This is a genomic window from Micrococcus luteus NCTC 2665 (assembly GCF_000023205.1).
Taxonomy (GTDB): Bacteria; Actinomycetota; Actinomycetes; order Actinomycetales; family Micrococcaceae; genus Micrococcus; species Micrococcus luteus.
Genome location: NC_012803.1, coordinates 876052 through 899900 on the forward strand (window position 1 = coordinate 876052; position 23849 = coordinate 899900).

Below are 23849 nucleotides of genomic sequence, written 5' to 3' on the forward strand. Positions count from 1 at the left end.
GCCATGCGCGCGTATCTCGTCCTGGTCGTGGTCACGGCCGTCGCCTGCGGGGCCCTGACGCCCCTCATGCGCCGGCTGGGGCTGCGCGCGCGTGTGTTCACCCCGCTGCGCCAGCGGGACGTGCACCGGCACCCCGTGCCGAAACTGGGCGGCGTGGCCATGGCCGCGGCCGTGTTGGTGGGATTCGCCGCCGGGGGAGTCGTGCCGTTCCTCCAGGGGATCTACGCGGACGACGCCGCGATGCGCGGGCTCCTGGTCGCCGTCGCCGTCGTGCTCGTCGTGGGCATCGCCGACGACATGTGGGACCTGCGCTGGTGGGTGAAGCTGGCCGGCCAGGTGCTGGCCGGACTCGCGGTGGCCCTGGGCGGGATCCGCATCGAGGCGATGCCGGTGGGCTGGATCCCGGTGGGGAACGAGACCACGCAGATCATCCTCACGGTGTTCGCCGTCGTGTTGACGATGAACGCGATCAACTTCGTGGACGGCCTGGACGGCCTGGCGGCGGGCGTCGCGCTGATCGGCGGCTCGGCCTTCTTCGTCTACTCGTATCTGCTGACGCGGACCATCAACCAGTTCGACTACGCCAACCTCGCCACCCTGCTCATGGCCCTGCTCGTCGGCGCGTGCATGGGCTTCCTGCCGTGGAACCTGGCCCCGGCCCGCATCTTCATGGGTGAGGTGGGGGCCATGCTCATCGGCCTGCTGATGGCCGCGGCCGCGGTCGCCGTGACCGCTGACGTCAACGCCCTGGACGGGATGCGCTTCCGCAACGTCCCCGCCTACATGCCGATCCTGCTGCCCGTCGCCGTCCTCGCACTCCCGCTCGCGGACCTCGCCCTGGCCGTGCTGCGGCGGACGGCCAAGGGCACCAGCCCCTTCTCGGCGGACCGCGGGCACCTGCACCACAAGCTCGTGGACGGCGGCTACACCCAGGCGCAGGCCGTCGCGCTGCTCTGGCTCTGGGCGTTCCTCGTGGCATGGGGCGCGGTGTCCCTGAACTTCGTGGACCACATGATCGTCCTGCCCGTGCTCGCCGTGGCCCTGGCCGGAGCCGGCTACCTGACCCTGCATCCGATCGTGGAGCGCCGTCGCGCGGACCGGAACGACGCCGCGGCCCACCCGGACGAGCGGGGGGACGCGTGACCGGGGCGGGCGGTCGCCGACGCCGGCGCCGCTGGGAGAACCGCCGTGGCTGGTGGGGGATCCTCGGGTGGTCCCTGGCCACGGCGGGTGCTGCCCTGGCGATCACGGGCGCCGCGTGGCTGTTCTCCGCCGGCGGGGAGGCGGCCGGGAGCGCCCTGCTGGGCGGCGGCGCGGTGCTCGCGCTCTCGGCGCTCACCGGGGTGACGACGGCACTCGTCTGGGACCGGGCGCGCGAGGCGGCGCTGCCGGTCAGCGTGGGGCTGTTCGTGCTCAAGATCGCGGTGTTCGCGGTGCTGCTGGGGGTCCTGCCCCGCCCCGGCTGGGTCCGGGCGGACGCGGCGGCGATCGCCGCCCTGGTGACGATCCTCGTCTGGCAGGCCACGGAGGTCCTCGTCTTCGCCCGGACCCGCCACGGGATCTACACCGACTGACCCGTCCGAGGGGCGAAGGAGCGGGGCCGGCGGCCGCCCCGTGGGCCCCCTTCCGCGGTATGGAGCACGGGTCACCGTTTGGTATCGTTGGCGGCGAACACTTCGACGGCGCCCATCTGCCGCCATCCGTGTCTCGCATCGCACCGGTACCCCGCAATGTCGCGGCGCCCGCCTGTGGTCCGGGGACGAGGCTGCTGTCCCGTCGACTGCATCACTTCGGAGAGGAACCGTGTGCTGACCCTCGTGCTGGCCAACGCATCATTCGTGCCCCCCACCATCTCTGATGGTCACCTCCCGGAGATCTTCCCCTGGGGTGCGGAGTACGGCACCGGCTTCGGCAAGCAGATGCTGCTCGTCCTGCTCTCCGTGGTGCTCATCACCGCCTTCTTCGCGTGGGCCATGCGCCGTCCCCGGCTCGTGCCCGGCAAGGCCCAGTGGCTCGCCGAGTCCGGCTACTCCTTCGTCCGGAACGACATCGCGAAGGACATCCTGGGCGAGAAGAACTTCAAGCAGTGGGTCCCGCTGCTCTTCGCCATCTTCTTCTTCGTGCTGCTGAACAACCTGTTCGGCGCCATCCCGGTTCTGCAGCTGCCGACCTTCTCCCACGCGGGCGCCGCCTACGGCCTGGCCCTCATCGTCTACGCGATCTGGATCGGCGTCGGCATCAAGCGACACGGCGTGCGCTACCTGAAGCTGGCCGTCGTGCCCTCGGGTGTGCCCGGCTGGATCCTGCCGCTGCTCGTGCCGCTGGAGATCATCTCCAACTTCATCGTGCGCCCGCTGACCCACTCCCTGCGTCTGATGGCCACCATGCTCTCCGGCCACATGATCGTGATGCTCGCCGGCGCCGGCGCCGCCTACCTGATCACGCAGACCGACAGCCTGGCCCTGCAGGGCACCGGCATCCTGGTCATCCTCGGCTCGGTGGCCCTGTACTTCCTCGAGCTGCTGATCATGTACCTGCAGGCCTTCGTCTTCACGCTGCTGACCGCCATCTACATCCAGGGCGCGATCGACGCGAACGACCACTGATCTTCCGGGGCCGCCTCGGGCATGACCCAGGCGGCCGCGGTACGGCGGGAGAGCCCGCCACCAGTCTTCCCGGCCCTCCGCAGGAGGACCACCCGGGAGGCCGCCCCTCCACAACCCGGCCGGACACCTCGGCCTCGTGAAAGGAACACCATGGAACTGCACGGTTCGCTCAACATGATCGGCTACGGCCTCGCCGCCATCGGCTCCGCCATCGGCGTGGGCCTGATCTTCGCCGCCTACATCAACGGCGTCGCCCGTCAGCCGGAGGCCCAGCGCATCCTGCAGCCGATCGCCCTCCTGGGCTTCGCGCTCGCCGAGGCACTCGCCATCCTGGGCCTCGTCTTCGCCTTCGTCATCGGCGCCTGACGCGCCGCGTCCACGGAGCGCCCGCACGGTGAGACCGTCGGTGCTCCATCTCCACAGGACTCTTGACCGAAGGATGGTTGAAACATGATCAGCAACGGACTGATCCTTGCGGCGGCTGAGGGGGCCAACCCCCTGATCCCCAACCCGTGGGAGATCCTCGTCGTCGTGGTGGGCTTCGCCCTGCTCATGTTCATCGTCATCAAGTTCATCGTCCCGACCCTCGAGAAGTCCTACCAGGACCGTGTCGAGGCGATCGAGGGCGGTCTGGCCAAGGCTGAGAAGGCCCAGGCTGAGGCGAACGCGATGATGGCGGACTACGAGTCGCAGCTGGCGGACGCGCGCACCGAGGCGAACCGCATCCGCGAGGATGCCCGCACCGAGGCCGCCGAGATCGTGGCCGAGGCGCGCGAGCGCGCGACCGCCGAGGCGACGCGCGTCTTCGAGCAGGCGCAGGCGCAGATCGCCGCCGAGCGTCAGCAGGCCGCCGCGCAGCTCAAGCGCGAGGTCGGCTCGCTGGCCACGACCCTGGCCGGCAAGATCGTGGGCGAGTCCCTCGAGGACGACGCCCGCTCGCAGCGCGTGGTCGACCGCTTCCTGGCTGACCTGGACCGTCACCAGAGCGCAGGTGTCGCCGAATGATGACGGGCGCATCGAGGGACTCCCTGGCCGCCTCCCTGGAGGCCGTCGGTCCGGTGCTGGACGAGGGCGGCGTGGCCCTGGCACGCGAGCTGTTCGGCGCGCTGGACGTGGTGGACGAGCACGGCGCCCTGCGCCGGGCCCTGACCGACCCCGCCTGGACCACCGAGCGCCGTCACGGCCTCGTCGACTCGCTGTTCGGCGCCCGGGTGACCCCCGGTGCACTGCAGGTCCTCAAGGACCTTGCCGGCCGCCGCTGGTCGGCGGAGCGCGATCTCGGGGACGCCCTCGAGACGGTGGCCGTGCACGCGGCCGCCGCTGAGGCCGCACGCGGCGGACACGCGGGCCTGGCCGCCCTCTTGGGCGAGCTGTTGGCCTTCAACCGCACGGTGGAGGACTCGCACGAGGTGCAGCGGGCGCTCACCGATCAGCGCGCACCCCTCGAGGCACGGGCCAGACTGGCCGGTCGTCTCCTGGGCGCGTCGGCCAGTCCGGCCGGCCGACTGCTGGTCGAGCGCGCCGTCTCGGCCCCGCGCGGCCTGAAGCCGTCCGCCGCTATCCGCAAGGCCGCGGACGTCGTCGCCGAGTGGCAGCGTCTGTGGATCGCCGAGGTGGCCGTGGCCCGGCCGCTCCAGGCCGAGCAGCAGGAGCGGCTGGCCCTGGGCCTGCGCCGCGCCTTCGGCCGCGATCTCGTCATGGACGTGACAGTGGACCCCCACGTGGTGGGCGGCGTCCGCGTCCAGGTCGGCAACGACGTCGTCGACGGGTCCATGGCCTCGCGCCTTCACGACCTCCAGCGGCGGATGGCCGGCTGACGCCGGCCCCCGCCCGCATCCGGAACACCCACGAACGTAAGCATCATCGTCACGTCGATGATCACCAAGCACAGAGAGCAGGGACTGCAGATGGCCGAATTGACCATCAACGCTGACGATGTCCGCAATGCCTTGAACGAATTCGCGGCATCGTACGAACCGTCGGGCACCGATCGCACCGAGGTCGGCCGTGTCATCTCCGCGGCGGACGGCATCGCTCGTGTGGAGGGTCTGCCCTCCGTCATGGCGAACGAGCTGCTGCGCTTCGAGAACGGCATCCAGGGCCTGGCCCAGAACCTCGACACCCGCGAGATCGGTGTCGTCGTCCTCGGCGAGTTCCAGGAGATCCGCGAGGGCATGGAGGTGCAGCGCACCGGCGAGATCCTCTCCGTCCCGGTGGGCGATGCCTTCCTGGGCCGCGTGGTGGACCCGCTGGGCCAGCCCATCGACGACCTGGGCCCGATCGAGGCCGAGGGCCGCCGCGCCCTCGAGCTGCAGGCGCCGACCGTGACCGAGCGCAAGTCGGTCCACGAGCCGCTGCAGACCGGCATGAAGGCCATCGACGCCATGATCCCGATCGGCCGTGGCCAGCGTCAGCTGATCATCGGTGACCGCCAGACCGGCAAGACCGCCATCGCCGTGGACACGATCCTCAACCAGAAGGCCAATTGGGAGTCGGGCGACGTCGAGAAGCAGGTCCGCTGCGTCTACGTGGCCGTGGGCCAGAAGGCCTCCACCATCGCCGGCGTCCGCGCCACGCTGGAGGAGCACGGCGCCCTGGAGTACACCACCATCGTGGCCTCCCCGGCGTCGGACCCGGCCGGCTTCAAGTACCTCGCCCCCTACGCCGGATCGGCCATCGGCCAGCACTGGATGTACGGCGGCAAGCACGTGCTGATCATCTTCGACGACCTGTCGAAGCAGGCCGAGGCCTACCGCGCCGTCTCCCTGCTGCTGCGCCGCCCGCCGGGCCGCGAGGCCTACCCGGGCGACGTCTTCTACCTGCACTCCCGGCTCCTCGAGCGCTGCGCCAAGCTCTCGGACGAGATGGGCGCGGGCTCGATGACCGGCCTGCCGATCATCGAGACCAAGGCGAACGACGTGTCGGCCTACATCCCGACCAACGTCATCTCCATCACCGACGGCCAGATCTTCCTGCAGTCGGACCTGTTCAACGCCAACCAGCGTCCCGCCGTGGACGTGGGCATCTCGGTGTCCCGCGTGGGCGGCGCCGCCCAGGTCAAGGCCATGAAGAAGGTCTCCGGCACGCTGAAGCTGGACCTGGCGCAGTACCGCGACCAGCAGGCGTTCTCCATGTTCGCCTCGGACCTGGACCCGGCCACCCGCCGCCAGCTCGCCCGCGGTGAGCGCCTCATGGAGCTGCTCAAGCAGCCCCAGTACTCGCCCTACCCGGTCGAGGAGCAGGTCGTGTCCATCTGGGCCGGCTCCAAGGGCCACCTCGACGAGGTGCCGGTGCAGGACGTGCTGCGCTTCGAGCGCGAGTTCATCGACCACCTGCGTCGCCACACCTCCGTCCTGACCGACATCGCCTCCACCGGCAAGCTCGAGGACGGCACCGTGTCCGCGCTCGAGTCGGCCGTCGCCGAGTTCTCGAAGGGCTTCCAGTCCTCCGAGGACGGCGGCGTGCAGGCCGGCCACGAGGAGCACCGCGCGATCGAGCAGGACCAGGTCGCGCAGGAGCAGATCACCAAGCAGAAGCGCTGACCGCCGGTCGGTGAGGGAGCGGTCCGGCGTCGGGCCCCACGGGGACGACGCCGGGCGGCCCTCCCGCCAGGGAAAGGACCACCATGGGAGCCCAGATCCGGGTCTACCGTCAGAAGATCGCGTCGACGTCGTCGATGAGGAAGATCTTCAAGGCGATGGAGCTGATCGCCACGTCTCGCATCACCAAGGCACGTGAGCGCGTCAGCGCGTCGCTGCCGTATGCGAACGCGATCACCCGCGCCGTCTCGGCCGTGTCGAGCCAGCACGACATCGATCATGTCCTCACCACGGAGCCCGAGAACCCGACCCGGGCGGCCGTGCTCATCATGTCCTCGGACCGCGGCCTCGCCGGCGCGTACTCCGCGAACGTGCTGCGCAAGGCCGAGCAGCTCCTCACCCGCCTCGGCGAGGAGGGCAAGGACGTGGACGTGTACGTCGTCGGCCGCAAGGCGCAGACGTACTTCGACTTCCGCGGCCGCGGCTACAAGAAGCTGTGGACCGGTCAGACGGACGCCCCCGTCGCCGAGCGCGCCGCCGAGATCGGCGAGGTGCTCGTGGACGCGTTCCTCACGGACACGGCCGACGGCGGCGTGGACGAGATCCACGTCGTGTTCACCGAGTTCGTCTCGCTCGTGAAGCAGAACCCCCACGTGGTGCGCCTGCTGCCCCTCGAGGTCGTCGAGGAGGAGGCCGCCACCGCCGAGGATGTGCTGCCGCTCTACGAGTACGAGCCGGACGCGGAGGAGGTCCTCGACGCGCTGCTGCCCAAGTACATCGAGTCGCGCATCTTCAACGCGATGCTGCAGTCGGCGGCCTCGGAGCTCGCCAACCGTCAGCGTGCCATGAAGTCGGCGGGCGACAACGCCACGAGCCTCATCAAGGACTACACCCTCCTGATGAACAACGCCCGTCAGGCCGAGATCACCCAGGAGCTCACCGAGCTCATCGCGGGCGCGGACGCGCTCAACAACTCCTGAGCCCGTTCGGGACTCACCAGACTCGCCATCCACACACGATAGAAGTGAGAGAGATGACTGCCACCATCACTGACCAGGGCACCGGGACCCCCACCGGCGGTGCCACCGGACGCGTGTCCCGCGTCATCGGCCCCGTGATCGACGCCGAGTTCCCGGCCAACGCGATGCCGGAGATCTACAACGCGCTGACCACCGAGATCGACCTCAACGGCCAGCGCCGCACGGTCACCTTCGAGGTCGCCCAGCACCTCGGCGACAACATGGTCCGCGCCATCTCCCTGCAGTCCACCGACGGCCTGGTGCGCGGCACCGACGTCGTGGACACCGGCGCCCCCATCTCGGTGCCGGTCGGCGACGCCGTGAAGGGCCACATCTTCAACGTGCTCGGCGAGACCCTGGACATGCCGACCTCGCAGCTGCAGGCCGAGGACCGCTGGCCGATCCACCGCCCGGCCCCGAACTTCGCCTCCCTCGAGGGCTCCACCGAGATGCTGGAGACCGGCATCAAGGTCATCGACCTGCTGACCCCCTACATCAAGGGCGGCAAGATCGGCCTGTTCGGCGGCGCCGGCGTGGGCAAGACCGTGCTCATCCAGGAGATGATCACCCGTGTGGCCCGCAACTTCGGCGGCACCTCCGTGTTCGCCGGCGTCGGCGAGCGCACCCGTGAGGGCAACGACCTCTGGGTCGAGATGGACGAGGCGGACGTCCTGAAGGACACCGCCCTCGTGTTCGGCCAGATGGACGAGCCGCCGGGCACGCGTCTGCGCGTGGCCCTGTCCGCGCTGACCATGGCGGAGTACTTCCGCGATGTGCAGAACCAGGACGTGCTGCTGTTCATCGACAACATCTTCCGCTTCTCGCAGGCCGGCTCCGAGGTCTCCACGCTGCTGGGCCGCATGCCCTCCGCCGTGGGCTACCAGCCGAACCTGGCGGACGAGATGGGCGTGCTCCAGGAGCGCATCACCTCGACCCGCGGCCACTCCATCACCTCGATGCAGGCCGTGTACGTCCCCGCGGACGACTACACCGACCCGGCCCCGGCCAACGTGTTCGCGCACCTGGACGCGACCACCAACCTGACCCGTGACCTCGCGTCCCGTGGTCTGTACCCGGCCGTGGACCCGCTGGCCTCGACCTCGCGCATCCTCGACCCGCAGTACGTGGGCCAGGAGCACTACGACGTCGCCATCCGCGTGAAGCAGATCCTGCAGAAGAACAAGGAGCTGCAGGACATCATCGCGATCCTCGGCGTGGACGAGCTCTCCGAGGAGGACAAGATCACCGTGGGCCGCGCCCGCAAGATCGAGCAGTTCCTCTCGCAGAACACCTACACCGCCAAGCAGTTCACCGGCGTCGAGGGCTCCACCGTGCCGGTCAAGGACACCGTCGAGGGCTTCAAGGCCATCGCCGACGGCGACCTGGACCACGTCCCGGAGCAGGCCTTCTACAACGTGGGCGGCCTGGACGACGTCGAGCGCGCGTGGGCCAAGATCCAGGCCGAGGGCTGATCGATCATGGCTGAGCTCAACGTCGAGATCGTCTCCGAGGAGCGGTCCATCTGGTCGGGCGCCGCGTCGGCCGTGTCGGCGCGCACCGTCAACGGTGAGATCGGCATCCTCCCGGGCCACACCCCGATGCTCGCCGTCCTCGGCGACGGCGAGGTCGTGGTGCGCACCACGGACGGCGGCACCGTCACCGCGCAGGCCCACGGCGGCTTCTTCTCCGTGGACCACGACCGTGTCGTGATCGCCGCGACGTCCGCCCGGCTGGGCGACGCCGCGGCGGCCTGACGCGGCGCGGCAGGACCTGACGGTGGAGGGCCCGGTGCTCATCGCCTCGGCGACCGTGGTGGCAGTCATCGTGCTGTCGGCACTCGCCCTGGTGATGCGGCGCCGGGCCCTCGCCCGTGTCACGGCCGCCTTCCCGGCGGTCCTGGAGCGGGAGGGCCCGGGGCGTGAGCGCGTGATCGGCGTGTACGACGAGTCCCGTCTGCGCCTCACCGGGCGCTGGCGCCTCTCCCGGGAGCGCTGGAGCGCGGATCGGAGCCGCCTGCAGATCGACCGCCTCCCGGCGGACGAGGCCGGCCGGACCGTCCTGGAGCTGAGCGCCGGCGCACGTCCGGTGCGCGTCGTCGTCGACCCCGACGACGCCGGCGCGCTGCGCGCCTGGAGCGAGGCGGGGCCGTCCGCAGCGTCGTCCTTCTGGCGTCGCTGAAACCGCCCGGGGCCTCAGAACAGCCGGGACTCGGCGTCGTCCACGCCGCGCATCGCGTCGTAGTCGAGGGTGACGCAGCGGATGCCGCGGTCCTCGGCGAGGGTGCGGGCCTGGGGCTTGATCTGCTGGGCCGCGAACACGCCGCGCACGGGCGCCAGGAGCGGGTCCCGGTTCATCAGCTCGAGGTAGCGGGTGAGCTGCTCGACCCCGTCGATGTCCCCGCGGCGCTTGAGCTCGACCGCCACGGTGCCGCCGTCGGCGTCGCGGGCCAGGATGTCCACGGGGCCGATCGCCGTCATGTACTCGCGGCGCACGAGGGTGTGGCCGTCGCCGAGCAGGCTGATCTGCTCGGCCAGCAGACGCTGCAGATCCGCCTCCACGCCGTCCTTGACGAGGCCGGGGTCCACGCCGAGCTCGTGGGAGTCGTCCGCCAGGACCTCCTCGATGAGCACGATGAGCCGGTCGTCGGACTTCTTGGCCTGCACGCGCCAGACCTGCGTCACTCCCTGGTCGGCCTGGTCGGGGGATGGCTCCTCCACGTGCAGGGTCGCGGGCGGCGACATCCAGTTGAGGGGCTTGTAGGAGCCGCCGTCGGAGTGCACCAGCACCGAGCCGTCCGCCTTCACCATGAGCAGGCGGGTGGCGGTGGGCAGGTGGGCGTTCAGGCGGCCCTCATAGGTCACGGAGCAGCGGGCAATGACGAGTCGCACCGGTCCATCCTAGGCGGACCGCGCCCACCGGCTCGTGTGCCAGCATGGGGGCATGCCCCGTTCGAACCGCCCCCGCCGCTCGTCCGCGCCTGGGCGGAGCGAGCGCGGGGCCTCCGGCGCCTCCCGGCGGTCCCGGCCGTCGCCGGCGCGGTCCGACCCGATCGAGGAGCTCCTCGGTCTGGACCCGGCCTACTCGCGCCAGTCCGGGTCCGACGGCGGCTGGCACGTCCGGCAGATCCCCGCGTGGCGCGCGGTGAAGGACTACACGTGCCCCGGCTGCGGCCGCGTGATCCGGCAGGGCCAGGCGCACCTTGTGGCCTGGCGCGCCGACTGGATCATGGGGGACGAGGACGCGGGTGCGGGCCGGCGGCACTGGCACCCGGTGTGCTGGCGCACCCGCCCGAGCCGCTGACCGCGACGGTCCGGGCTCCGCCGTCGTCGTCGGCTTACCGGGCGTCCTGGCGGGGGATGAAGACCTCACGGACCAGCAGCGCCAGCGCGGCGGCGAGCGGGATCGCCATGAGGGCGCCGAGGACGCCCAGCAGCGCGCCTCCGGCGATCACCGCGATCACGGCCACGGCCGCCGGCACGGACACCGCGCGCGCCATGACACGCGGCGAGATGACGTAGGCCTCGATCTGCAGGTAGACGAAGTAGATGGCCGCGAACACGGCGGCGGTCTGCCACGAGGTCAGCAGGCTCACGAGGGTCAGCAGCGTGCCGCCGATCGCGGCGCCCACCAGCGGGATGAACGCCATGAAGGCGGCGATCGCGGCGAGCAGGACGGCGAAGGGGGCGCCGGCGATGGCCAGCGCCGTGAACGCCACCGCGCCGTTGAGGGCGGCCACGAAGGACTGGCCCATCACGTAGTGGCCGACCGAGGAGGTGATCTGCTCGGACAGCGCCTCGATGCGCGGCCGGCGCGAGCGTGGTGCGAGCCGGTAGGCCCAGTACTTCATGTGCGGCAGGGAGGCGAGGAAGTACAGCGTCAGTACGACCACCACGAGCACCGAGAAGACGGCGTTCAGCACGGTCTGGCCGAGGCCGAGGAGGCCGCCGAACAGGTCGGTGATGGCGACGCCGTCGGCGGCGAGGCGCTCGGTCTGGGCGCGGACGGCCTCCTGGAGGTGGAACTCCTCGTCGAGCTGCACGAACCACTCGGCCCTCATCACCCCGTCGATGATGGCCGGCAGGTCCTGGACCAGCTGCGTGGACTGCTCGATCACCGTGGGGACCAGGAGGGCGACGAACGCCCCGGCCACGGCGGCCAGGCCGAGCGCGGCCGTGAGCACCCCGACCCAGCGGGGCGCGCCCCAGGACTCGACCCGGCGCACCAGCGGGTCCAGGCCCAGGGCGATGAACAGGGCCGCGGCGATCCACACGATCAGCTGCCCGTTCGCGCGCAGCACCGAGACGACGCCGATGGCCAGGGCCACGCCGACCGCGAGCAGGAAGCCGGTCAGCACGGGGGACTCGACGGCCACGGCCGCGACCGCCGGATCCTCGGCGCCGTCGGCGGGGGTCGGCTCGGGGTCGACCCGGTCCTCCTCGAGGAAGGGCCGGCGCCGCCGCAGGACGGAGCCCAGGCGGAGCAGTCGACGACGCCCGGCGGGCGTCGACCCGTGCGTCGGCGGCGCGGCGGCCACCTCGACCGGCTGCCCGGGGATGCCGGCCACGGGCGGCTGCTCGGTGCCCTCGGGCTCGGCTGGGGCACGGACGTCGGCGACGCCGGCGGTGTCCGGGCCGGACGCGGTCTCCTTCTCCTCCACGCGTTCAGCGTACGTCAGGGCCCCGGCCTGTCCGCGCCGCGCCCGGGAGGCTACCGTGGGGCCCACTGACAACGCCCCTCGCCCCGGCGACGGGGCGGCCCCGGACCGGAAGGATCGTGACCGACGTGACCGACGTGACCGCCCAGCCCCCCTCCGACGCCCCGTCCCACCTGCGCGGCGCCGTCGACCTGTCCTCGCTCGGCACCCCGGCCTCGGCCGGGCGGACCGCGCCGGGGGCCGACGCCGGCGCCGGCGGCGGCTCGTGGGTGATCGCGGACGCCGACCAGGGTCTGCTGCAGCAGCTGGTCCAGCTCTCCGCTCAGGTGCCGGTGCTGCTGCACCTGCATGTGCCCGGGGACGCGGCGAGCGAGGCGCTCTACCGGCAGTTCGCGGACGCGGTCGACGCCCAGGCGGGACGGCTCGTGCTCGCGCGTCTGGACGTGGCGAAGGAGCCCGCAGTGCTGCAGGCGCTGGGCCTGGGGGCCGGCCCCGCGGTCATGGCCGTGGTGGCGGGGCAGCCGGTGCCGCTGGTCAATCAGGAGGTGCCGGAGGAGACGCTGCGCCAGCTCATGGGGGAGATCCTCGAGGTGGCCCGTCAGAACGGCGTCGCCGGCACCGTACCCGCGGTCGCCCCGGCGCGCCAGGACGCCGGCGCCGCGGCCGCGGAGGCTCCGCCCGTGCCGCCGCTGCACCGGGCCGCCCACGAGGCCCTCGCCGCCGACGACCTGCCCGGGGCCGTCTCGGCGTGGGAGGCGGCGCTCGCCGAGAGCCCCGCGGACGCCGTGGCCCAGCAGGGCCTGTCCGCGGCCCGCCTCATGCTGCGCACCCGCGACGCCGACGCCGCAGCGGTGCGCGCGGCCGCCGCGGACGGCCCGGACGACGTCGCCGCCCAGCTCGCCGTCGCCGACCTGGACGTGCTCGGCGGCCACGTGGAGGACGCCTTCGACCGGCTCGTGCGGTTCATCGCCCTCCACCCCGGCGACGACCGTGAGACGGCGCGCGCCCACCTCGTGGACCTCTACACCGTGGTGGGCACGGACGACCCCCGCGTGCAGGCCTCGCGGCGCCGGCTGGCCGCAGCGTTGTTCTGAGGTATCCACGATTCATCCCTGAGGAGGACGCCGTGTCCGCCTGACGGTGGGTAACGTCCCAGGCATGACTCCGCATGCGCCCGAGCCTGTCCCCGCCCACCTGGCGGCCGCCGCCCGTCGGCGTGCGGCCGACGCCCCCGATCCGGACCTCGCCCTCGTCACGCGCGGGCTGACCCAGAGGTTCGGGGACAAGCTGGCGCTGGACGCGCTGGACCTGGACGTTCCGGCCGGCTCGTTCTTCGGGGTGGTCGGGCCCAACGGGGCGGGCAAGACCACGGCCCTGTCGATGGCCACCGGGCTGCTGCGCCCGGACCACGGCCGTGCCTGGATCCACGGCGTCGACGTGTGGGAGCAGCCCCTCGAGGCCAAGCGACGGGTCGGCGTGCTCGCCGACGGCGTGCGCACCTTCGACCGCCTCACGGGCGCGCAGCTCGTGACCTACGCCGGGCTGCTGCATGGCCTCGACGCGGACACCGTGGCCGAGCGGACCGCGGACCTGCTGCGGGTGATGGACCTGGAGGACGCCGGCCGCAAGCTCGTGGCCGACTACTCCGCCGGCATGACCAAGAAGGTGTCCCTGGCGGCCGCCATGGTCCACGCCCCGGACCTGCTCGTCCTGGACGAGCCGTTCGAGGCCGTGGACCCGGTCTCCGCCGCGAACATCCGGGACATCCTGCACTCGTACGTGGAGCGGGGCGGCACCGTGATCGTCTCGAGCCACGTGATGGACCTCGTCCAGCGCATGTGCACCCACGTCGCCGTGATCGCGGCCGGAACGCTGCGGGCCGCCGGCACGCTCGAGGAGGTCCGGGACGGGCGCGACCTCGAGGACCGCTTCGTGGACCTCGTCGGCGGCCGCCACGGCTCGGAGGGGCTGGCATGGCTCTGACGCTCGTCCGACTGCGCTGGACGCTGACCCTGAACCAGTGGCGCCGGTCCCCGTTCACCCTGGTGGTGAGCGTGCTCGGCGCGCTGTACGTGATCGGCATGGCCGCCGTGGCGGTGACGCTGCTCGTCACGGGCCTGCCCGCCCTGCCGGACGAGGCCCGCGGCGCCACGACCGTGCTGGTCGCCGCCGTCGTGGTGCTCGCCTGGCTCGTCATCCCGCCGTTCGTCACGGGCGTGGACGCCACGCTCGACCCGCACAGCTTCGTGCTCTTCCCCGTCCCGGCCCGCACCCTCATCGCCGGGCTGGTCCTGAGCGCCTTCACGACGCCGGTCGGGCTCGCCACGCTGGCCGTGCTGCTGGGCCTGGGGGCCAGCTGGTGGGACCGGCCGGCCGCGCTGGCGGCAGGCCTGGCCGGGGGCGCGCTCACCGCGGTGACCGCCGTGGCGATCGGCTCCGGTCTCGCCGGCCTCCTGGCCGCCTACGCGAGCCGGCGTCGGGTGCGGGACGTCGTCTCCGTCCTGCTGTTCATCCCGCTCATGCTCGGCGGCGTCGCCCTTTCGCAGGCCATCGCGTCGTTCGAGGACTTCCTGGCGATCGCGCCCCAGGTCGCCCGCGGCGCGGCGTGGACCCCGTTCGGGGCGGGCCCCGCCACGGCGTGGGCGGCCGCCGAGGGCCGCAGCGCCGCCGTCGCGCTCCACCTCGCGGTGGCGGCCGCCTGGTGCCTGGCCGCCCTGGCCCTGTGGCACCTGGCCGTGCGCCGCACCGTGGAGCCGGTGGCCGTGGGCGGCGGTCGGTCCCGTCGCGTCGCCGCGGGAGCGGACCCGACGCCGCTGCGCTGGCTGGGCCGACCGGCCACGGGCCCGCGCACCGCGATCGCGGCCCGCGCCCAGCGCTACTGGCTGACCGACCCGCGGTACGCGGCCGGGCTCATCATCATCCCCCTCATGGCCGTCCTGCTGTGGTTCACCGGGGGCATGGCCGCGGAGGGGGGTCCCGGACTGGGCCTGCTGCTGGTCCTCGGGCCGATCACCGCCTGGTCCCTGGCCTACTCGATCTCCGCGGACATCGCCTACGACCACACGGCGTTCCACCTGCACGTCGTCTCGGGCGTGCGTGGCGTGGACGACCGCTGGGGCCGCGTCCTGGGCCTGGCGGGCTGGGGCGTGCCGATGATCCTCCTCGTGACGACGGCGACGGTGGCGGCGGCGGGGGACTGGTCCCTGTTGGCGCCGATGCTGGGCCTGGCCCTCGGCCTGTTCGGGACGACCGCCGGGCTGTCCGCACTCGTCTCCGCCCGTTTCGTGTACCCCGTGCCGAAACCGGGAGACAGCCCGTTCAAGACGCCGCAGGGCGCGGCCATGCGCACGATGCTCGTCCAGGGCGCCTCGCTGCTGGTGAGCCTCGCGCTCGCGGTGCCGTTCCTGGCGCCCTTCGTCGTCTGGCTCGTCACCGGGGCCGCCGTGTGGGGCTGGGTGACGGTGGCCTTCGGGCTTGTGTGGGGCGCCGTCGCGCTGTGGCTGGGCGTGCGCCTGGGGGCGCGCTGGTACGACCGCGCGCAGGCCGAGACCTATCAGGCCGTGGCCGCCTTCTGAGGGGCGCGGCTAGACTGGCCTGCATGAGTGTGACCGGCGAACCCGACCTGAACGACCCCTTCGCGCCCGCCGGCGGCGGCACGTCCGTCCTCGAGCGTGAGGAGCTGCGACAGGAGATCGAGCCGGGCGACCACGAGCGCTTCGCCCACTACGTCCGCAAGGAGAAGATCACGGAGTCCGCCGTCACCGGTGCCCCCGTGATCGCCCTGTGCGGCAAGGTGTGGGTGCCGGGCCGGGACCCGAACAAGTTCCCCGTGTGCCCCACGTGCAAGGAGATCTACGAGGGCCTGCGCGAGCCGCAGGACGGCGGCGACGGCGACGGCGGCGGCAAGCGCGGCGGCTGGTTCGGAGGCCGCGGCCGTGGCTGACGGCCGCTCCCTGACGAGCGGCACCCCGGACGGCAGCGTCCAGCACGACCTGTTCCACATCGGCGAGGACCTTCCCCCCGCCATGCCCGAGCGCGCGGCGTGGGGAACGGCCCCCAAGCTGCGCCAGTGGCAGCAGGAGGCCCTGGAGCGCTATCTCGAGACCGCGCCGCAGGACTTCCTGACGGTCGCGACCCCCGGCGCGGGCAAGACCACGTTCGCGTTGCGCGTGGCCAAGATCCTGATGGACTCCGGCGTGGTGCAGCGGCTGACCGTCGTGGCGCCCACGGACCACCTCAAGCGCCAGTGGGCGGACAACGCCGCGCGCGTGGGCATCGCGATCGACCCGAACTTCAAGAACGCGGACGGGCGGCACGGCGCCGAGTACCGCGGGGTGGCGCTGACATACGCCCAGGTGGCGAACAAGCCCGTCCTGCACCGAAACCGCACCGAGGCCGCCAAGACCCTCGTGATCCTCGACGAGATCCACCACGGAGGCGACGCCCTGAGCTGGGGCGAGGGCATCCGCGAGGCGTTCGAGCCGGCCACGCGGCGTCTGTCCCTGACCGGCACCCCGTTCCGCTCCGACACCGCCTACATCCCCTTCGTCCGGTACGAGCTCGGCGCGGACGGCATCGAGCGGTCCAAGGCGGACTACACGTACGGCTACGGCCCGGCGCTGCGGGACCACGTGGTGCGCCCCGTGATCTTCATGGCCTACTCCGGGCAGATGCGCTGGAAGACCTCCACCGGCGAGGTCATGGAGGCCCAGCTCGGCGAGGCCGCCACGAAGGACATCACCGCCTCCGCCTGGCGCACCGCACTCGACCCGGCCGGCGAGTGGATCCCGTCCGTGCTCCGCGCGGCCGACCGGCGGCTCAGCGAGGTGCGCCGCAACGTGCCCGACGCCGGCGGCCTCGTGATCGCCACGGACCACCAGGACGCGCACGCGTACGCCGCGCAGCTCGAGGCGCTGACCGGCCAGCGGCCGGCCGTGATCCTCTCGGACGACAAGGGCGCCTCGGACCGCATCGAGGAGTTCGCCGCGTCGGACGAGCGCTGGATGGTGGCGGTGCGCATGGTGTCCGAGGGCGTGGACGTGCCCCGCCTGTGCGTGGGCGTGTACGCCACGTCCACGTCCACGCCCCTGTTCTTCGCCCAGGCCGTGGGCCGCTTCGTGCGCTCCCGGCGGCGCGGGGAGACCGCCTCGGTGTTCCTGCCGTCCGTGCCCGCGCTCATGCTGCTGGCCAACGAGATGGAGCTCGAGCGGGACCACGCGCTGGACCGCAAGGAGGGCGCCGTCGACGTCGAGGACCTCGAGGACGCCCCCGAGGAGGACCTGATCGCGGAGGCCAACCGGGCCGAGAGCGGCTCGGACGCGCTGACACGGGAGAAGTTCGAGGCCCTCGAGTCCCGGGCCAGCTTCGACAAGGTGCTCTTCGACGGCGGCGAGTTCGGCCTCGGCGGCGCGGTCGGCTCGGAGGAGGAGCAGGACTTCCTCGGCATCCCGGGCCTGCTGGACGCCGAGCAGGTCTCCGCCCTGCTGCGGCAGCGGCAGGCCGAGCAGATCCAGCGCCGGCCGCGCGCGCAGGCGGCCGAGCCCGCCGACGTCGTGGACCACCGGCGGATGAAGGAGCTGCGCGCGGAGCTGTCCAAGACGGTGTCCGCGTGGGCGGCCCGCTCCGGCCAGCCGCACGGGGTGATCCACAACCGCCTGCGGGAGATCTCCGGCGGCCCCGCCGTGGCCCAGGCCTCCCGGGAGCAGCTGGAGAAGCGGCTGAGCACCCTGCGCGGGTGGTTCGTCGGCCGGACCTGAGCTCCGTCGGGAGCGCGGCGGGCGGCGGGTTGAGGTTCGCCGCGCCTGGCCGGCACCCAGCACGGGGACGGGCTGGAATGGGGACACGATGTCAGGAGTCGCCATGCCCGTCTCCGTCGTCGTCGCCCTCATCCTCGGCCTGCATCAGGCGGGAGGCCCTCGAGGACGACGCGGCCGGCCGTGCCCGCGGGATCTGTCCGCCCTGCTGGACCGCGCCCGGCAGTGCGCGCATCGCCTGCGTCCGGACGGCACCGTGGAGGACGTGCCGGTGGAGGAGGTGCGTCCCGCCGAGGTGCTTCCCGTGGACGGCGCCGTTGCCTCCGCCGAGGGCGGCGGTGGGGTCGCCGTGGACCTGGACGAGTCCTCCCTGACCGGCGAGTCCTGCCCGTCATGCACCGCACCGGCTCGGCCGTGATGTCCGGCGCGCTCAACGGCACCCGCGCCTTCGTGCTCGAGGCGACCGCCGCCGCGGCCGTCTCGCAGTACCCGGCCATCGTCTCCCTCGTGCAGCAGGCGGCCGAGTCCCGCGCCCCCCTGGTGCGCCTGGCCGAACGCTACGCCGTGCCGTTCACCGCCGTCGCCCACCTGATCGCCGGCATGGCGTGGTGGCTGTCCCAGGACCCGGTCCGCTGCGCCGGGGTGCTCGTGGTGGCCACGCCGTGCCCGCTGCTCATCGCCGCTCCGGTGGCCTTCCTCGGCGGCGTGTCCCGCGCCGCCCCGTCCGGGGGGAGCGGCAGGCCGTGCCGGCCTGAGCGCCGGATTCAGCCGTCCCGGGACTGGACGCGCACGAAGGCGCGCAGCTCGTCGCCCTCCACGTCACGGGACTCGCGGAAGCCATGGGCCTCGTAGAAGGCGCGCTGGCGCTCCTCGGTGTCCGTGAGCAGCACGTGCTGACGGACATGGCCGAACCGGGCGAAGACGCGGCGCAGCAGCTCGGAGGCGATGCCGCGGCGCTGGTGCCCCGGATCCACGAGGATGTCCTGCAGGTAGGCGATGGTGTGTCCGTCGGAGACCACGCGGGCCAGGCCGACAAGACGGCCGCCGTCGAAGGCGGTCACCACGGTGGCCGAGCCCTGCAGCCCGCCCATGAGCGTGTCCATGTCCTCCGTGTAGGCGGACCAGCCCACGGCGTCGTAGAGGGCGCGGACGTCGTCGGCGGCCGCGATCGCCCCGGAGAGGTAGCGGATGCCGTCCCGGTCTGCGGCGATGGGGGAGCCGGTCATGGCTCCTCTCCTCGTCTGCGTCGGCCACCGGCTCCGGCACGCCCGCCGGGGCCGAACCCGCTCACGAGGTCGCCAAGACGGCCCCGGCGGCCTCCATCTCGTGGAGCGCGGCCTGAGCGGCTGCCTCGTCGACGCCGGCCACCAGGTCGGTCAGCACCGTGACCTCGTAGCCGGCGTCGAGGGCGTCGAGCACGGTGGCGCGCACGCAGTGATCCGTCGCGATGCCCACCACGGTGATCGCGTCCACGCCCTGCTCACGGAGCCACTCGTCGAGGCCGGGGGCGCCGGACTCGACGGCGGCCGCGGCCACGGCGGTGGCCCCGTACGGGCCGACTGTCCCGGAGGGGCGCTCGCCCGCGGCCCCGGTCGGGACGGCGTCGGGCTCGCCGAGGGCGCCGTCGAAGCCGGAGTAGGCGTCCGTGTGCAGGCCCTTGAGGAACTCGGCGTCGAGGTGCTCGGCGTCCAGGTCGGGATGCAGCTCGGCGCCGGCGGTGCCGGCCACACAGTGCACCGGCCAGGTGGTGCGGAAGTCCGGCTCGGCGCCGGTGGCCGCGGCGAAGTGCGTGCCCGGGTCGACGTGCCAGTCGCGCGTGGCGGCCACGGCCGCGTAGGCGTCCGCGTGCTCGGCCAGGTGCTCGCTGACCCCGGCCGCGACGGCGGCGCCGCCGGTCACGCCGAGGGCGCCGCCCTCGCAGAAGTCGTTCTGCACGTCCACGATCACCAGGGCGCGGTTCAGGTTCTCCATGGGTCAGTCCTCCAGGAAGATGGTCGGGATGGCGGGGTCGCCCGGCTGCAGGCGGCCCACCGAGGCGGGCAGCTCGCGCAGGGAGGCGGCGTGCCGCTCGGCGGCGCGGGTGACGGCCTCGGGGCCGGTCCAGCCCTCGGCCAGCTCGCCGGCGTGCACGAAACGGTGCAGCAGGGGACGGTCGTCGGCGTCGGGCGCGGCGCTGCGGTTGACGCCGATCACCTCGGCGGTGGCCCGGCCCCGCGGGTCGCGGCGGCGCGCGGCCTCCTTGCGGCCGCCCCGGCTGGCCTTGCCGGAACTGGCCTTGGCCACGTCCACCCACGTGCCGTCGTCGTCCTGGCGGGCCACGAGCTTGTAGACCATGGAGGCGGTGGGCGCGCCGGACCCGGTGACCAGGCGCGTGCCCACGCCGTACGAGCTGACGGGGGCGGAGCGCAGGGCGGCGATCGCGTACTCGTCCAGGTCCGAGGTGACCATGATCCCGGTCTCGGTGTTGCCCAGCTCGTCGAGCAGCTCGCGCACGCGGTGGGCCTGGATCACGAGGTCGCCGGAGTCGACCCGGACGTTCCGCAGGGCCGGGCCGGCCACCTCGACCGCGGTGCGCACGCCCTGCTCCACGTCATACGTGTCCACGAGGAGGGTGGTGTCCGCTCCGAGCGCGGCGACCTGGGCCTCGAAGGCGGCGCGCTCCGAGTCGTGCAGCAGGGTGAAGGAGTGGGCGGCGGTGCCGACGGTCGGGATGCCGTACCGGCGGCCCGCCTCGAGGTTCGAGGTCGCGGTGAAGCCCGCGATGGCCGCGGCGCGGGCGGCGGCCACGGCGGACTCCTCGTGCGTGCGGCGCGAGCCCATCTCGGCGCACGGGCGGCCGTCCGCGACGGCCGTCATGCGGGAGGCGGCGGAGGCCACGGCGGAGTCGTAGTTGTAGATGGAGAGCAGGTAGGTCTCCAGGATGCACGCCTCGGCGAACGTCGACTCCACCTGCAGGAGGGGGGAGTGCGGGAAGTAGGCCTCGCCCTCGGCGTAGCCCACGATGTCGCCCGTGAACTCGTAGTCGGCGAGCCAGGCCAGCGTGGCGTCGTCGAGGGCGGTGGTGTCCGCGAGGAAGTCGAGCTCGGGCGTGTCGAACCGGAAGCGGGACAGGCCCTCCAGCGCGCGGCCCACGCCGGCCACCACGCCGTAGCGGCGGCCGCTGGGCAGGCGTCGGGTGAACAGCTCGAAGCGGGAGCGGCGGTGCGCGGTGCCGGCCTTCAGCGCGGCCTGGAGCATGGTCAGCTCGTAGTGGTCGGTCATCAGCGCCGTGGGGATCTGCCAGTCGTCGGCGGTCCGCGGGGCGCTGGGCACGGGGTTCTGGCTCACGCGCCCACCCTAGTGGACCGTTGCGGGGCCGGTCCTGGCCCGCCCGCCTCGTACACTGGGGCGCATGTCCGTGCTGACCCGCCACGATCCGTCCGCGCCGCGCGCCGTGCGTCCGGCGCCGGGCGAGTCCGCCCCCGCCGGCGCCACCGACACCGCCCTGCTGGAGCGGCCTCACGAGGACACGGCCCGGGACCGGCCGTGGAACGTCGTGGTGTGGAACGACCCGGTGAACCTGATGAGCTACGTCGCCTACGTGTTCCGCACCCACTTCGGCTACTCCGCGGCCAAGGCGCAACGGCTCATGCTCGAGGTCCACGAGCGGGGCCGGTCCGTGGTGGCGACGGGCACCAAGGAGAAGGCCGAGCTGCACGTGGGCGCGATGCACGGCTACGGGCTGTGGGCCACGCTGGAGCAGGCGGAGGACTGAGGAGGGGCATGGCAGAACGGTTCCGCTGGACGCGGCGGGGGTACACGGCGCAGCTGGAGCTGCCGGAGGTGCGCCTGCTGCGCGGGCTGGTCAGGGACGTCGTCGCCCTGCTCGAGGGCCGACGCGCGGACGTGCGCCCCGCCGAGGCGGACCCCGCCGGGGCCCAGGCCGCCGAGGACGGCGTCGACACGCCCGAGGACATCCCGGCGGCGCCGCCGTCCGTGTCCGCTGCGGAGGATGCGGGCCCCATGGCCGGACTGGACGCGTCCGACGCCGCGTTCTGGGGGTTGGTCTCCGGCCTGCACCTGAGCCAGGACGCGGAGCCGCAGCGCTCGGCCCCCGCCGACCCGGCCGTCGCACGCCTCCTGCCGGATGCGATGCCCCGGGCCGGCGCCGCCGAGCAGGGCGCCCACCGGGCCCTGACCGAGGACGCCCTGTCCGAGGGGAAGCTCGCGGACGCGCGCCTGGCACTCGAGCTGCTGCGCTCGACGCGCGTGGAGGTGCCGCACGACCAGGCGCCGGCCTTCGGCCGCGCGCTCAACGACGTGCGCCTCGTCCTCGCCGCCCGCCTGGGCGTCGAGACCGAGGAGGACGCCGCCCGTGTGCACGCCGTGGACGACTGGCGCAGCGCGGAGGACGTCGAGTCCACCATGGCCCTGCTCTACAACTTCACCTCGTGGCTGCTGGAGACGCTCATGACGGAGATGCTCAGCGAGCTGCCCGAGGGCTCGGATGAGTCCGCGCCGGGCGCCGGGGACGCGGAGGGCGAGCAGTGAGCGGCCGGCTCGCCGCCGTGGACGCCACCGCGCCGATCGGCGTGTTCGACTCGGGCGTGGGCGGGCTGACCGTGGCCCGGGCGATCATGGACCAGCTGCCCCACGAGTCCATCCTCTACGTGGGCGACACGGAGCACTCGCCGTACGGCCCGCGGCCCATCGCCGAGGTGCGGGCCCTCGCCCTGGCGATCATGGACGAGCTCGTCGCGCGCGGCGTCAAGGCGCTCGTGATCGCGTGCAACTCCGCGTCGGCCGCCGTGCTGCGCGACGCCCGCGAGCGCTACACGGGAGGCCACGGCATCCCCGTGATCGAGGTGATCCAGCCCGCCGTGCGCCGCGCCGTGGCCGCCACCCGCACGGGCCGGATCGGCGTGATCGGCACCGAGGCGACCGTCGGGTCCCGCGCCTACGAGGACTCGTTCTCGGCCGCCCCGCACCTCGCGATCACCTCGGTCGCGTGCCCGCGGTTCGTGGAGTTCGTGGAGGCTGGCATCACCACCGGCCCCGAACTGCTGGAGACCGCCCGGGAGTACACGGCCCCGCTGCGTGCGGCGGGGGTGGACACCCTCGTGCTGGGATGCACCCACTACCCGCTGCTGACCGGCGCCCTCTCGCTCGTGATGGGGGAGGACGTCACGCTCGTCTCCTCCGCGGAGGAGACCGCCAAGGACCTCTACCGGGAGCTGGTCCGCCTCGGCCTCGAGCACCCCCACTCTGCCGCGGGCTCCGGCCAGGCCACCCGCCACCGCTTCGCCGCCACCGGCGACCCCGACCACTTCCAGGCCCTCGCGCGCCGCTTCCTCGGACCCGAGGTCGAGTCCGTGCGACGCCTGGAGACGATCGGCGCGCCCCGCCCCGCGGCCGCGCCGGTCCCGACGCGCTCGACGGCCTCCGTCCGGCTGGGCGCCGAGCAGGAGGGTGTGACGTGAAGCTGACCATCATCGGGGCCTCCGGGTCCTTTCCCGGCCCGGGCTCACCCGCCTCGTGCTACCTCCTCACCGCCGAGGGCGTGGCCGAGGACGGCGTCACCCCGCGCACGTGGCGGATCCTGCTGGACCTCGGCAACGGCGCCCTCGGCGTGCTGCAGCGCTACGTCGATCTCGAGGACCTGGACGGCATCCTGCTCTCCCACCTGCACCCGGACCACTTCATGGACCTGTTCGGGATGCACGTGGCCATCCGCTGGAACCCGGCCGGCTGGGGCCGCGGCCGGCTGCCCGTCTACGGACCCGCCGGCACCGGCGACCGCATCGCCGAGGCGTACGGGATGGACCCCGAGCCGGGGATGCACCAGGACTTCGAGTTCCGGTGCTGGGCCGCCGGCCGCACCGAGCGGCTCGGTCCGTTCCGGTTCACACCGGTCCCCGTGCGCCATCCCATCGACGAGGCCTACGCGATCCGGGTCGAGGTGGACCGCGTCGACGACGACGGCGACGTCACCACCCGCGTGCTCACCTACTCCGGGGACACCGACGCGTGTGAGGGGCTCGTCGAGGCCGCGCGGGACGCGGACGTGTTCCTGTGCGAGGCCGCCTTCCACGAGGGCCGGGACGACGGCATCGACGGCGTCCACCTGACCGGCCGGCGGGCCGGCGAGACGGCGGCGCAGGCCGGGGCGCGGAAGCTGCTGCTCACGCACCTGCCGGTGTGGAACGATCCGCAGCGCGCCGTCCAGGAGGCCCGCGCGGTGTACGACGGCCCGCTGGCCGTCGCCGTCTCGGGGCTGAGCTACGGCGTCTGAGGGCGTG

26 protein-coding genes and 1 pseudogene are annotated in these 23849 nt (G+C 73.0%); 22 read left to right on the forward strand and 5 right to left on the reverse strand.

What is annotated here, in order from left to right; translation table 11 throughout:
• Positions 1–3: 3 nt before the first annotated feature.
• The 11 genes from MLUT_RS15570 (at position 4) to MLUT_RS15620 (ending at position 9342) form a co-directional block, all read left to right on the forward strand.
• The gene (locus MLUT_RS15570; protein WP_012750810.1) at positions 4–1143 is read left to right on the forward strand and encodes an MraY family glycosyltransferase; all 1140 of its coding nucleotides are present in this window, start codon (positions 4–6) and stop codon (positions 1141–1143) included.
• Positions 1140–1574, forward strand: a complete 435-nt coding sequence (locus tag MLUT_RS15575; RefSeq protein WP_010079021.1) for a hypothetical protein — start codon at positions 1140–1142, stop codon at positions 1572–1574. The genes MLUT_RS15570 and MLUT_RS15575 overlap by 4 nt, the downstream gene beginning before the upstream one ends.
• Positions 1575–1805: 231 nt before the next feature.
• Positions 1806–2606, forward strand: a complete 801-nt coding sequence (atpB, locus tag MLUT_RS15580; RefSeq protein WP_010079020.1) for a F0F1 ATP synthase subunit A — start codon at positions 1806–1808, stop codon at positions 2604–2606.
• Positions 2607–2756: 150 nt separating this feature from the next.
• Entirely contained in the window at positions 2757–2972 is a 216-nt protein-coding gene (locus MLUT_RS15585; RefSeq protein WP_002857264.1) for an ATP synthase subunit C, read from the forward strand.
• A gap of 84 nt (positions 2973–3056) precedes the next feature.
• A complete protein-coding gene (locus tag MLUT_RS15590; protein ID WP_010079019.1) occupies positions 3057–3611 on the forward strand; it encodes a F0F1 ATP synthase subunit B in 555 nt (184 codons plus the stop codon).
• Positions 3608–4423 (forward strand): F0F1 ATP synthase subunit delta, encoded by an 816-nt coding sequence (locus tag MLUT_RS15595; RefSeq protein WP_012750811.1) that lies wholly within the window; start codon positions 3608–3610, stop codon positions 4421–4423. The genes MLUT_RS15590 and MLUT_RS15595 overlap by 4 nt, the downstream gene beginning before the upstream one ends.
• A gap of 90 nt (positions 4424–4513) precedes the next feature.
• Complete coding sequence (gene atpA / locus MLUT_RS15600; RefSeq protein ID WP_010079017.1) at positions 4514–6148, forward strand: F0F1 ATP synthase subunit alpha; 1635 nt, start codon at positions 4514–4516, stop codon at positions 6146–6148.
• Between the two features lie 83 nt (positions 6149–6231).
• Positions 6232–7125, forward strand: a complete 894-nt coding sequence (locus MLUT_RS15605; RefSeq protein ID WP_010079016.1) for a F0F1 ATP synthase subunit gamma — start codon at positions 6232–6234, stop codon at positions 7123–7125.
• Between the two features lie 53 nt (positions 7126–7178).
• Positions 7179–8636: a F0F1 ATP synthase subunit beta gene (atpD, locus tag MLUT_RS15610; RefSeq protein WP_010079015.1), complete on the forward strand. Its 1458-nt coding sequence runs from the start codon at positions 7179–7181 to the stop codon at positions 8634–8636.
• A 6-nt stretch (positions 8637–8642) separates the two neighbouring features.
• Positions 8643–8918, forward strand: coding sequence for a F0F1 ATP synthase subunit epsilon (locus MLUT_RS15615; RefSeq protein ID WP_002857254.1), 276 nt, complete (start codon positions 8643–8645; stop codon positions 8916–8918).
• Between the two features lie 34 nt (positions 8919–8952).
• Positions 8953–9342, forward strand: coding sequence for a DUF2550 family protein (locus MLUT_RS15620; protein WP_240761858.1), 390 nt, complete (start codon positions 8953–8955; stop codon positions 9340–9342).
• Between the two features lie 14 nt (positions 9343–9356).
• Here the strand turns inward: MLUT_RS15620 and nucS are convergent, their stop codons facing one another.
• Positions 9357–10052 (reverse strand): endonuclease NucS, encoded by a 696-nt coding sequence (nucS, locus tag MLUT_RS15625; RefSeq protein ID WP_002857250.1) that lies wholly within the window; start codon positions 10050–10052, stop codon positions 9357–9359.
• A gap of 52 nt (positions 10053–10104) precedes the next feature.
• Between nucS and MLUT_RS15630 the strand changes: the two genes are divergently transcribed.
• Positions 10105–10464: an Rv1322 family protein gene (locus tag MLUT_RS15630; protein WP_010079013.1), complete on the forward strand. Its 360-nt coding sequence runs from the start codon at positions 10105–10107 to the stop codon at positions 10462–10464.
• A 34-nt stretch (positions 10465–10498) separates the two neighbouring features.
• Here the strand turns inward: MLUT_RS15630 and MLUT_RS15635 are convergent, their stop codons facing one another.
• Entirely contained in the window at positions 10499–11821 is a 1323-nt protein-coding gene (locus MLUT_RS15635) for an AI-2E family transporter (RefSeq protein WP_010079012.1), read from the reverse strand.
• Between the two features lie 125 nt (positions 11822–11946).
• Here MLUT_RS15635 and MLUT_RS15640 point away from each other — a divergent pair, with 125 nt between their 5' ends.
• The 6 genes and pseudogenes from MLUT_RS15640 to MLUT_RS24270 all read left to right on the forward strand — a co-directional run.
• Positions 11947–12912, forward strand: coding sequence for a co-chaperone YbbN (locus MLUT_RS15640; protein ID WP_111763578.1), 966 nt, complete (start codon positions 11947–11949; stop codon positions 12910–12912).
• Between the two features lie 64 nt (positions 12913–12976).
• Entirely contained in the window at positions 12977–13801 is an 825-nt protein-coding gene (locus tag MLUT_RS15645; RefSeq protein WP_010079009.1) for an ABC transporter ATP-binding protein, read from the forward strand.
• Complete coding sequence (locus tag MLUT_RS15650) at positions 13792–15393, forward strand: hypothetical protein (RefSeq protein ID WP_010079008.1); 1602 nt, start codon at positions 13792–13794, stop codon at positions 15391–15393. The genes MLUT_RS15645 and MLUT_RS15650 overlap by 10 nt, the downstream gene beginning before the upstream one ends.
• 23 nt (positions 15394–15416) lie before the next feature.
• A complete protein-coding gene (locus MLUT_RS15655; RefSeq protein WP_010079007.1) occupies positions 15417–15761 on the forward strand; it encodes a DUF3039 domain-containing protein in 345 nt (114 codons plus the stop codon).
• On the forward strand, positions 15754–17574 hold the full coding sequence (locus MLUT_RS15660) for a DEAD/DEAH box helicase (protein WP_010079006.1): 1821 nt from the start codon (positions 15754–15756) through the stop codon (positions 17572–17574). Before MLUT_RS15655 ends, MLUT_RS15660 begins: the two co-directional genes overlap by 8 nt.
• Positions 17575–17726: 152 nt before the next feature.
• Positions 17727–18300, forward strand: a pseudogene (locus MLUT_RS24270) (P-type ATPase actuator domain-containing protein); the annotation flags it as partial.
• Between the two features lie 35 nt (positions 18301–18335).
• On the opposite strand, the gene MLUT_RS15675 reads toward MLUT_RS24270, so the two are convergent.
• From MLUT_RS15675 to MLUT_RS15685, 3 genes are all read right to left on the reverse strand, one after another.
• Positions 18336–18797 carry a GNAT family N-acetyltransferase gene (locus MLUT_RS15675; protein ID WP_010079003.1) on the reverse strand — a complete coding sequence of 154 codons (462 nt, stop codon included), beginning with the start codon at positions 18795–18797 and terminating at the stop codon, positions 18336–18338.
• A gap of 61 nt (positions 18798–18858) precedes the next feature.
• On the reverse strand, positions 18859–19542 hold the full coding sequence (locus tag MLUT_RS15680) for an isochorismatase family protein (RefSeq protein ID WP_010079002.1): 684 nt from the start codon (positions 19540–19542) through the stop codon (positions 18859–18861).
• A gap of 3 nt (positions 19543–19545) precedes the next feature.
• A complete protein-coding gene (locus MLUT_RS15685) occupies positions 19546–20898 on the reverse strand; it encodes a nicotinate phosphoribosyltransferase (protein ID WP_010079001.1) in 1353 nt (450 codons plus the stop codon).
• A 64-nt stretch (positions 20899–20962) separates the two neighbouring features.
• Here MLUT_RS15685 and clpS point away from each other — a divergent pair, with 64 nt between their 5' ends.
• From clpS to MLUT_RS15705, 4 genes are read left to right on the forward strand one after another with little or no spacing between them, the layout of a single operon-like run.
• Positions 20963–21325 (forward strand): ATP-dependent Clp protease adapter ClpS, encoded by a 363-nt coding sequence (gene clpS, locus MLUT_RS15690; protein ID WP_010079000.1) that lies wholly within the window; start codon positions 20963–20965, stop codon positions 21323–21325.
• 8 nt (positions 21326–21333) lie between these two features.
• Entirely contained in the window at positions 21334–22101 is a 768-nt protein-coding gene (locus MLUT_RS15695) for a DUF2017 family protein (protein ID WP_010078999.1), read from the forward strand.
• Positions 22098–23030, forward strand: a complete 933-nt coding sequence (gene murI / locus MLUT_RS15700; protein WP_010078998.1) for a glutamate racemase — start codon at positions 22098–22100, stop codon at positions 23028–23030. Before MLUT_RS15695 ends, murI begins: the two co-directional genes overlap by 4 nt.
• Positions 23027–23842 (forward strand): MBL fold metallo-hydrolase, encoded by an 816-nt coding sequence (locus tag MLUT_RS15705; protein WP_012750814.1) that lies wholly within the window; start codon positions 23027–23029, stop codon positions 23840–23842. Before murI ends, MLUT_RS15705 begins: the two co-directional genes overlap by 4 nt.
• Positions 23843–23849: the final 7 nt, after the last annotated feature.

Coding starts and splice junctions, on each gene's coding strand:
- MLUT_RS15590 (WP_010079019.1), top strand. CDS start 3,057: ATGATCAGCAACGGACTGATCCTTGCGGCGGCTGAGGGGGCCAACCCC.
- MLUT_RS15585 (WP_002857264.1), top strand. CDS start 2,757: ATGGAACTGCACGGTTCGCTCAACATGATCGGCTACGGCCTCGCCGCC.
- clpS (WP_010079000.1), top strand. CDS start 20,963: ATGTCCGTGCTGACCCGCCACGATCCGTCCGCGCCGCGCGCCGTGCGT.
- atpD (WP_010079015.1), top strand. CDS start 7,179: ATGACTGCCACCATCACTGACCAGGGCACCGGGACCCCCACCGGCGGT.
- MLUT_RS15615 (WP_002857254.1), top strand. CDS start 8,643: ATGGCTGAGCTCAACGTCGAGATCGTCTCCGAGGAGCGGTCCATCTGG.
- MLUT_RS15695 (WP_010078999.1), top strand. CDS start 21,334: ATGGCAGAACGGTTCCGCTGGACGCGGCGGGGGTACACGGCGCAGCTG.
- MLUT_RS15680 (WP_010079002.1), bottom strand. CDS start 19,542: ATGGAGAACCTGAACCGCGCCCTGGTGATCGTGGACGTGCAGAACGAC.
- atpA (WP_010079017.1), top strand. CDS start 4,514: ATGGCCGAATTGACCATCAACGCTGACGATGTCCGCAATGCCTTGAAC.
- MLUT_RS15570 (WP_012750810.1), top strand. CDS start 4: ATGCGCGCGTATCTCGTCCTGGTCGTGGTCACGGCCGTCGCCTGCGGG.
- MLUT_RS15675 (WP_010079003.1), bottom strand. CDS start 18,797: ATGACCGGCTCCCCCATCGCCGCAGACCGGGACGGCATCCGCTACCTC.
- MLUT_RS15605 (WP_010079016.1), top strand. CDS start 6,232: ATGGGAGCCCAGATCCGGGTCTACCGTCAGAAGATCGCGTCGACGTCG.
- MLUT_RS15655 (WP_010079007.1), top strand. CDS start 15,417: ATGAGTGTGACCGGCGAACCCGACCTGAACGACCCCTTCGCGCCCGCC.
- MLUT_RS15595 (WP_012750811.1), top strand. CDS start 3,608: ATGATGACGGGCGCATCGAGGGACTCCCTGGCCGCCTCCCTGGAGGCC.
- MLUT_RS15645 (WP_010079009.1), top strand. CDS start 12,977: ATGACTCCGCATGCGCCCGAGCCTGTCCCCGCCCACCTGGCGGCCGCC.
- MLUT_RS15630 (WP_010079013.1), top strand. CDS start 10,105: ATGCCCCGTTCGAACCGCCCCCGCCGCTCGTCCGCGCCTGGGCGGAGC.
- MLUT_RS15650 (WP_010079008.1), top strand. CDS start 13,792: ATGGCTCTGACGCTCGTCCGACTGCGCTGGACGCTGACCCTGAACCAG.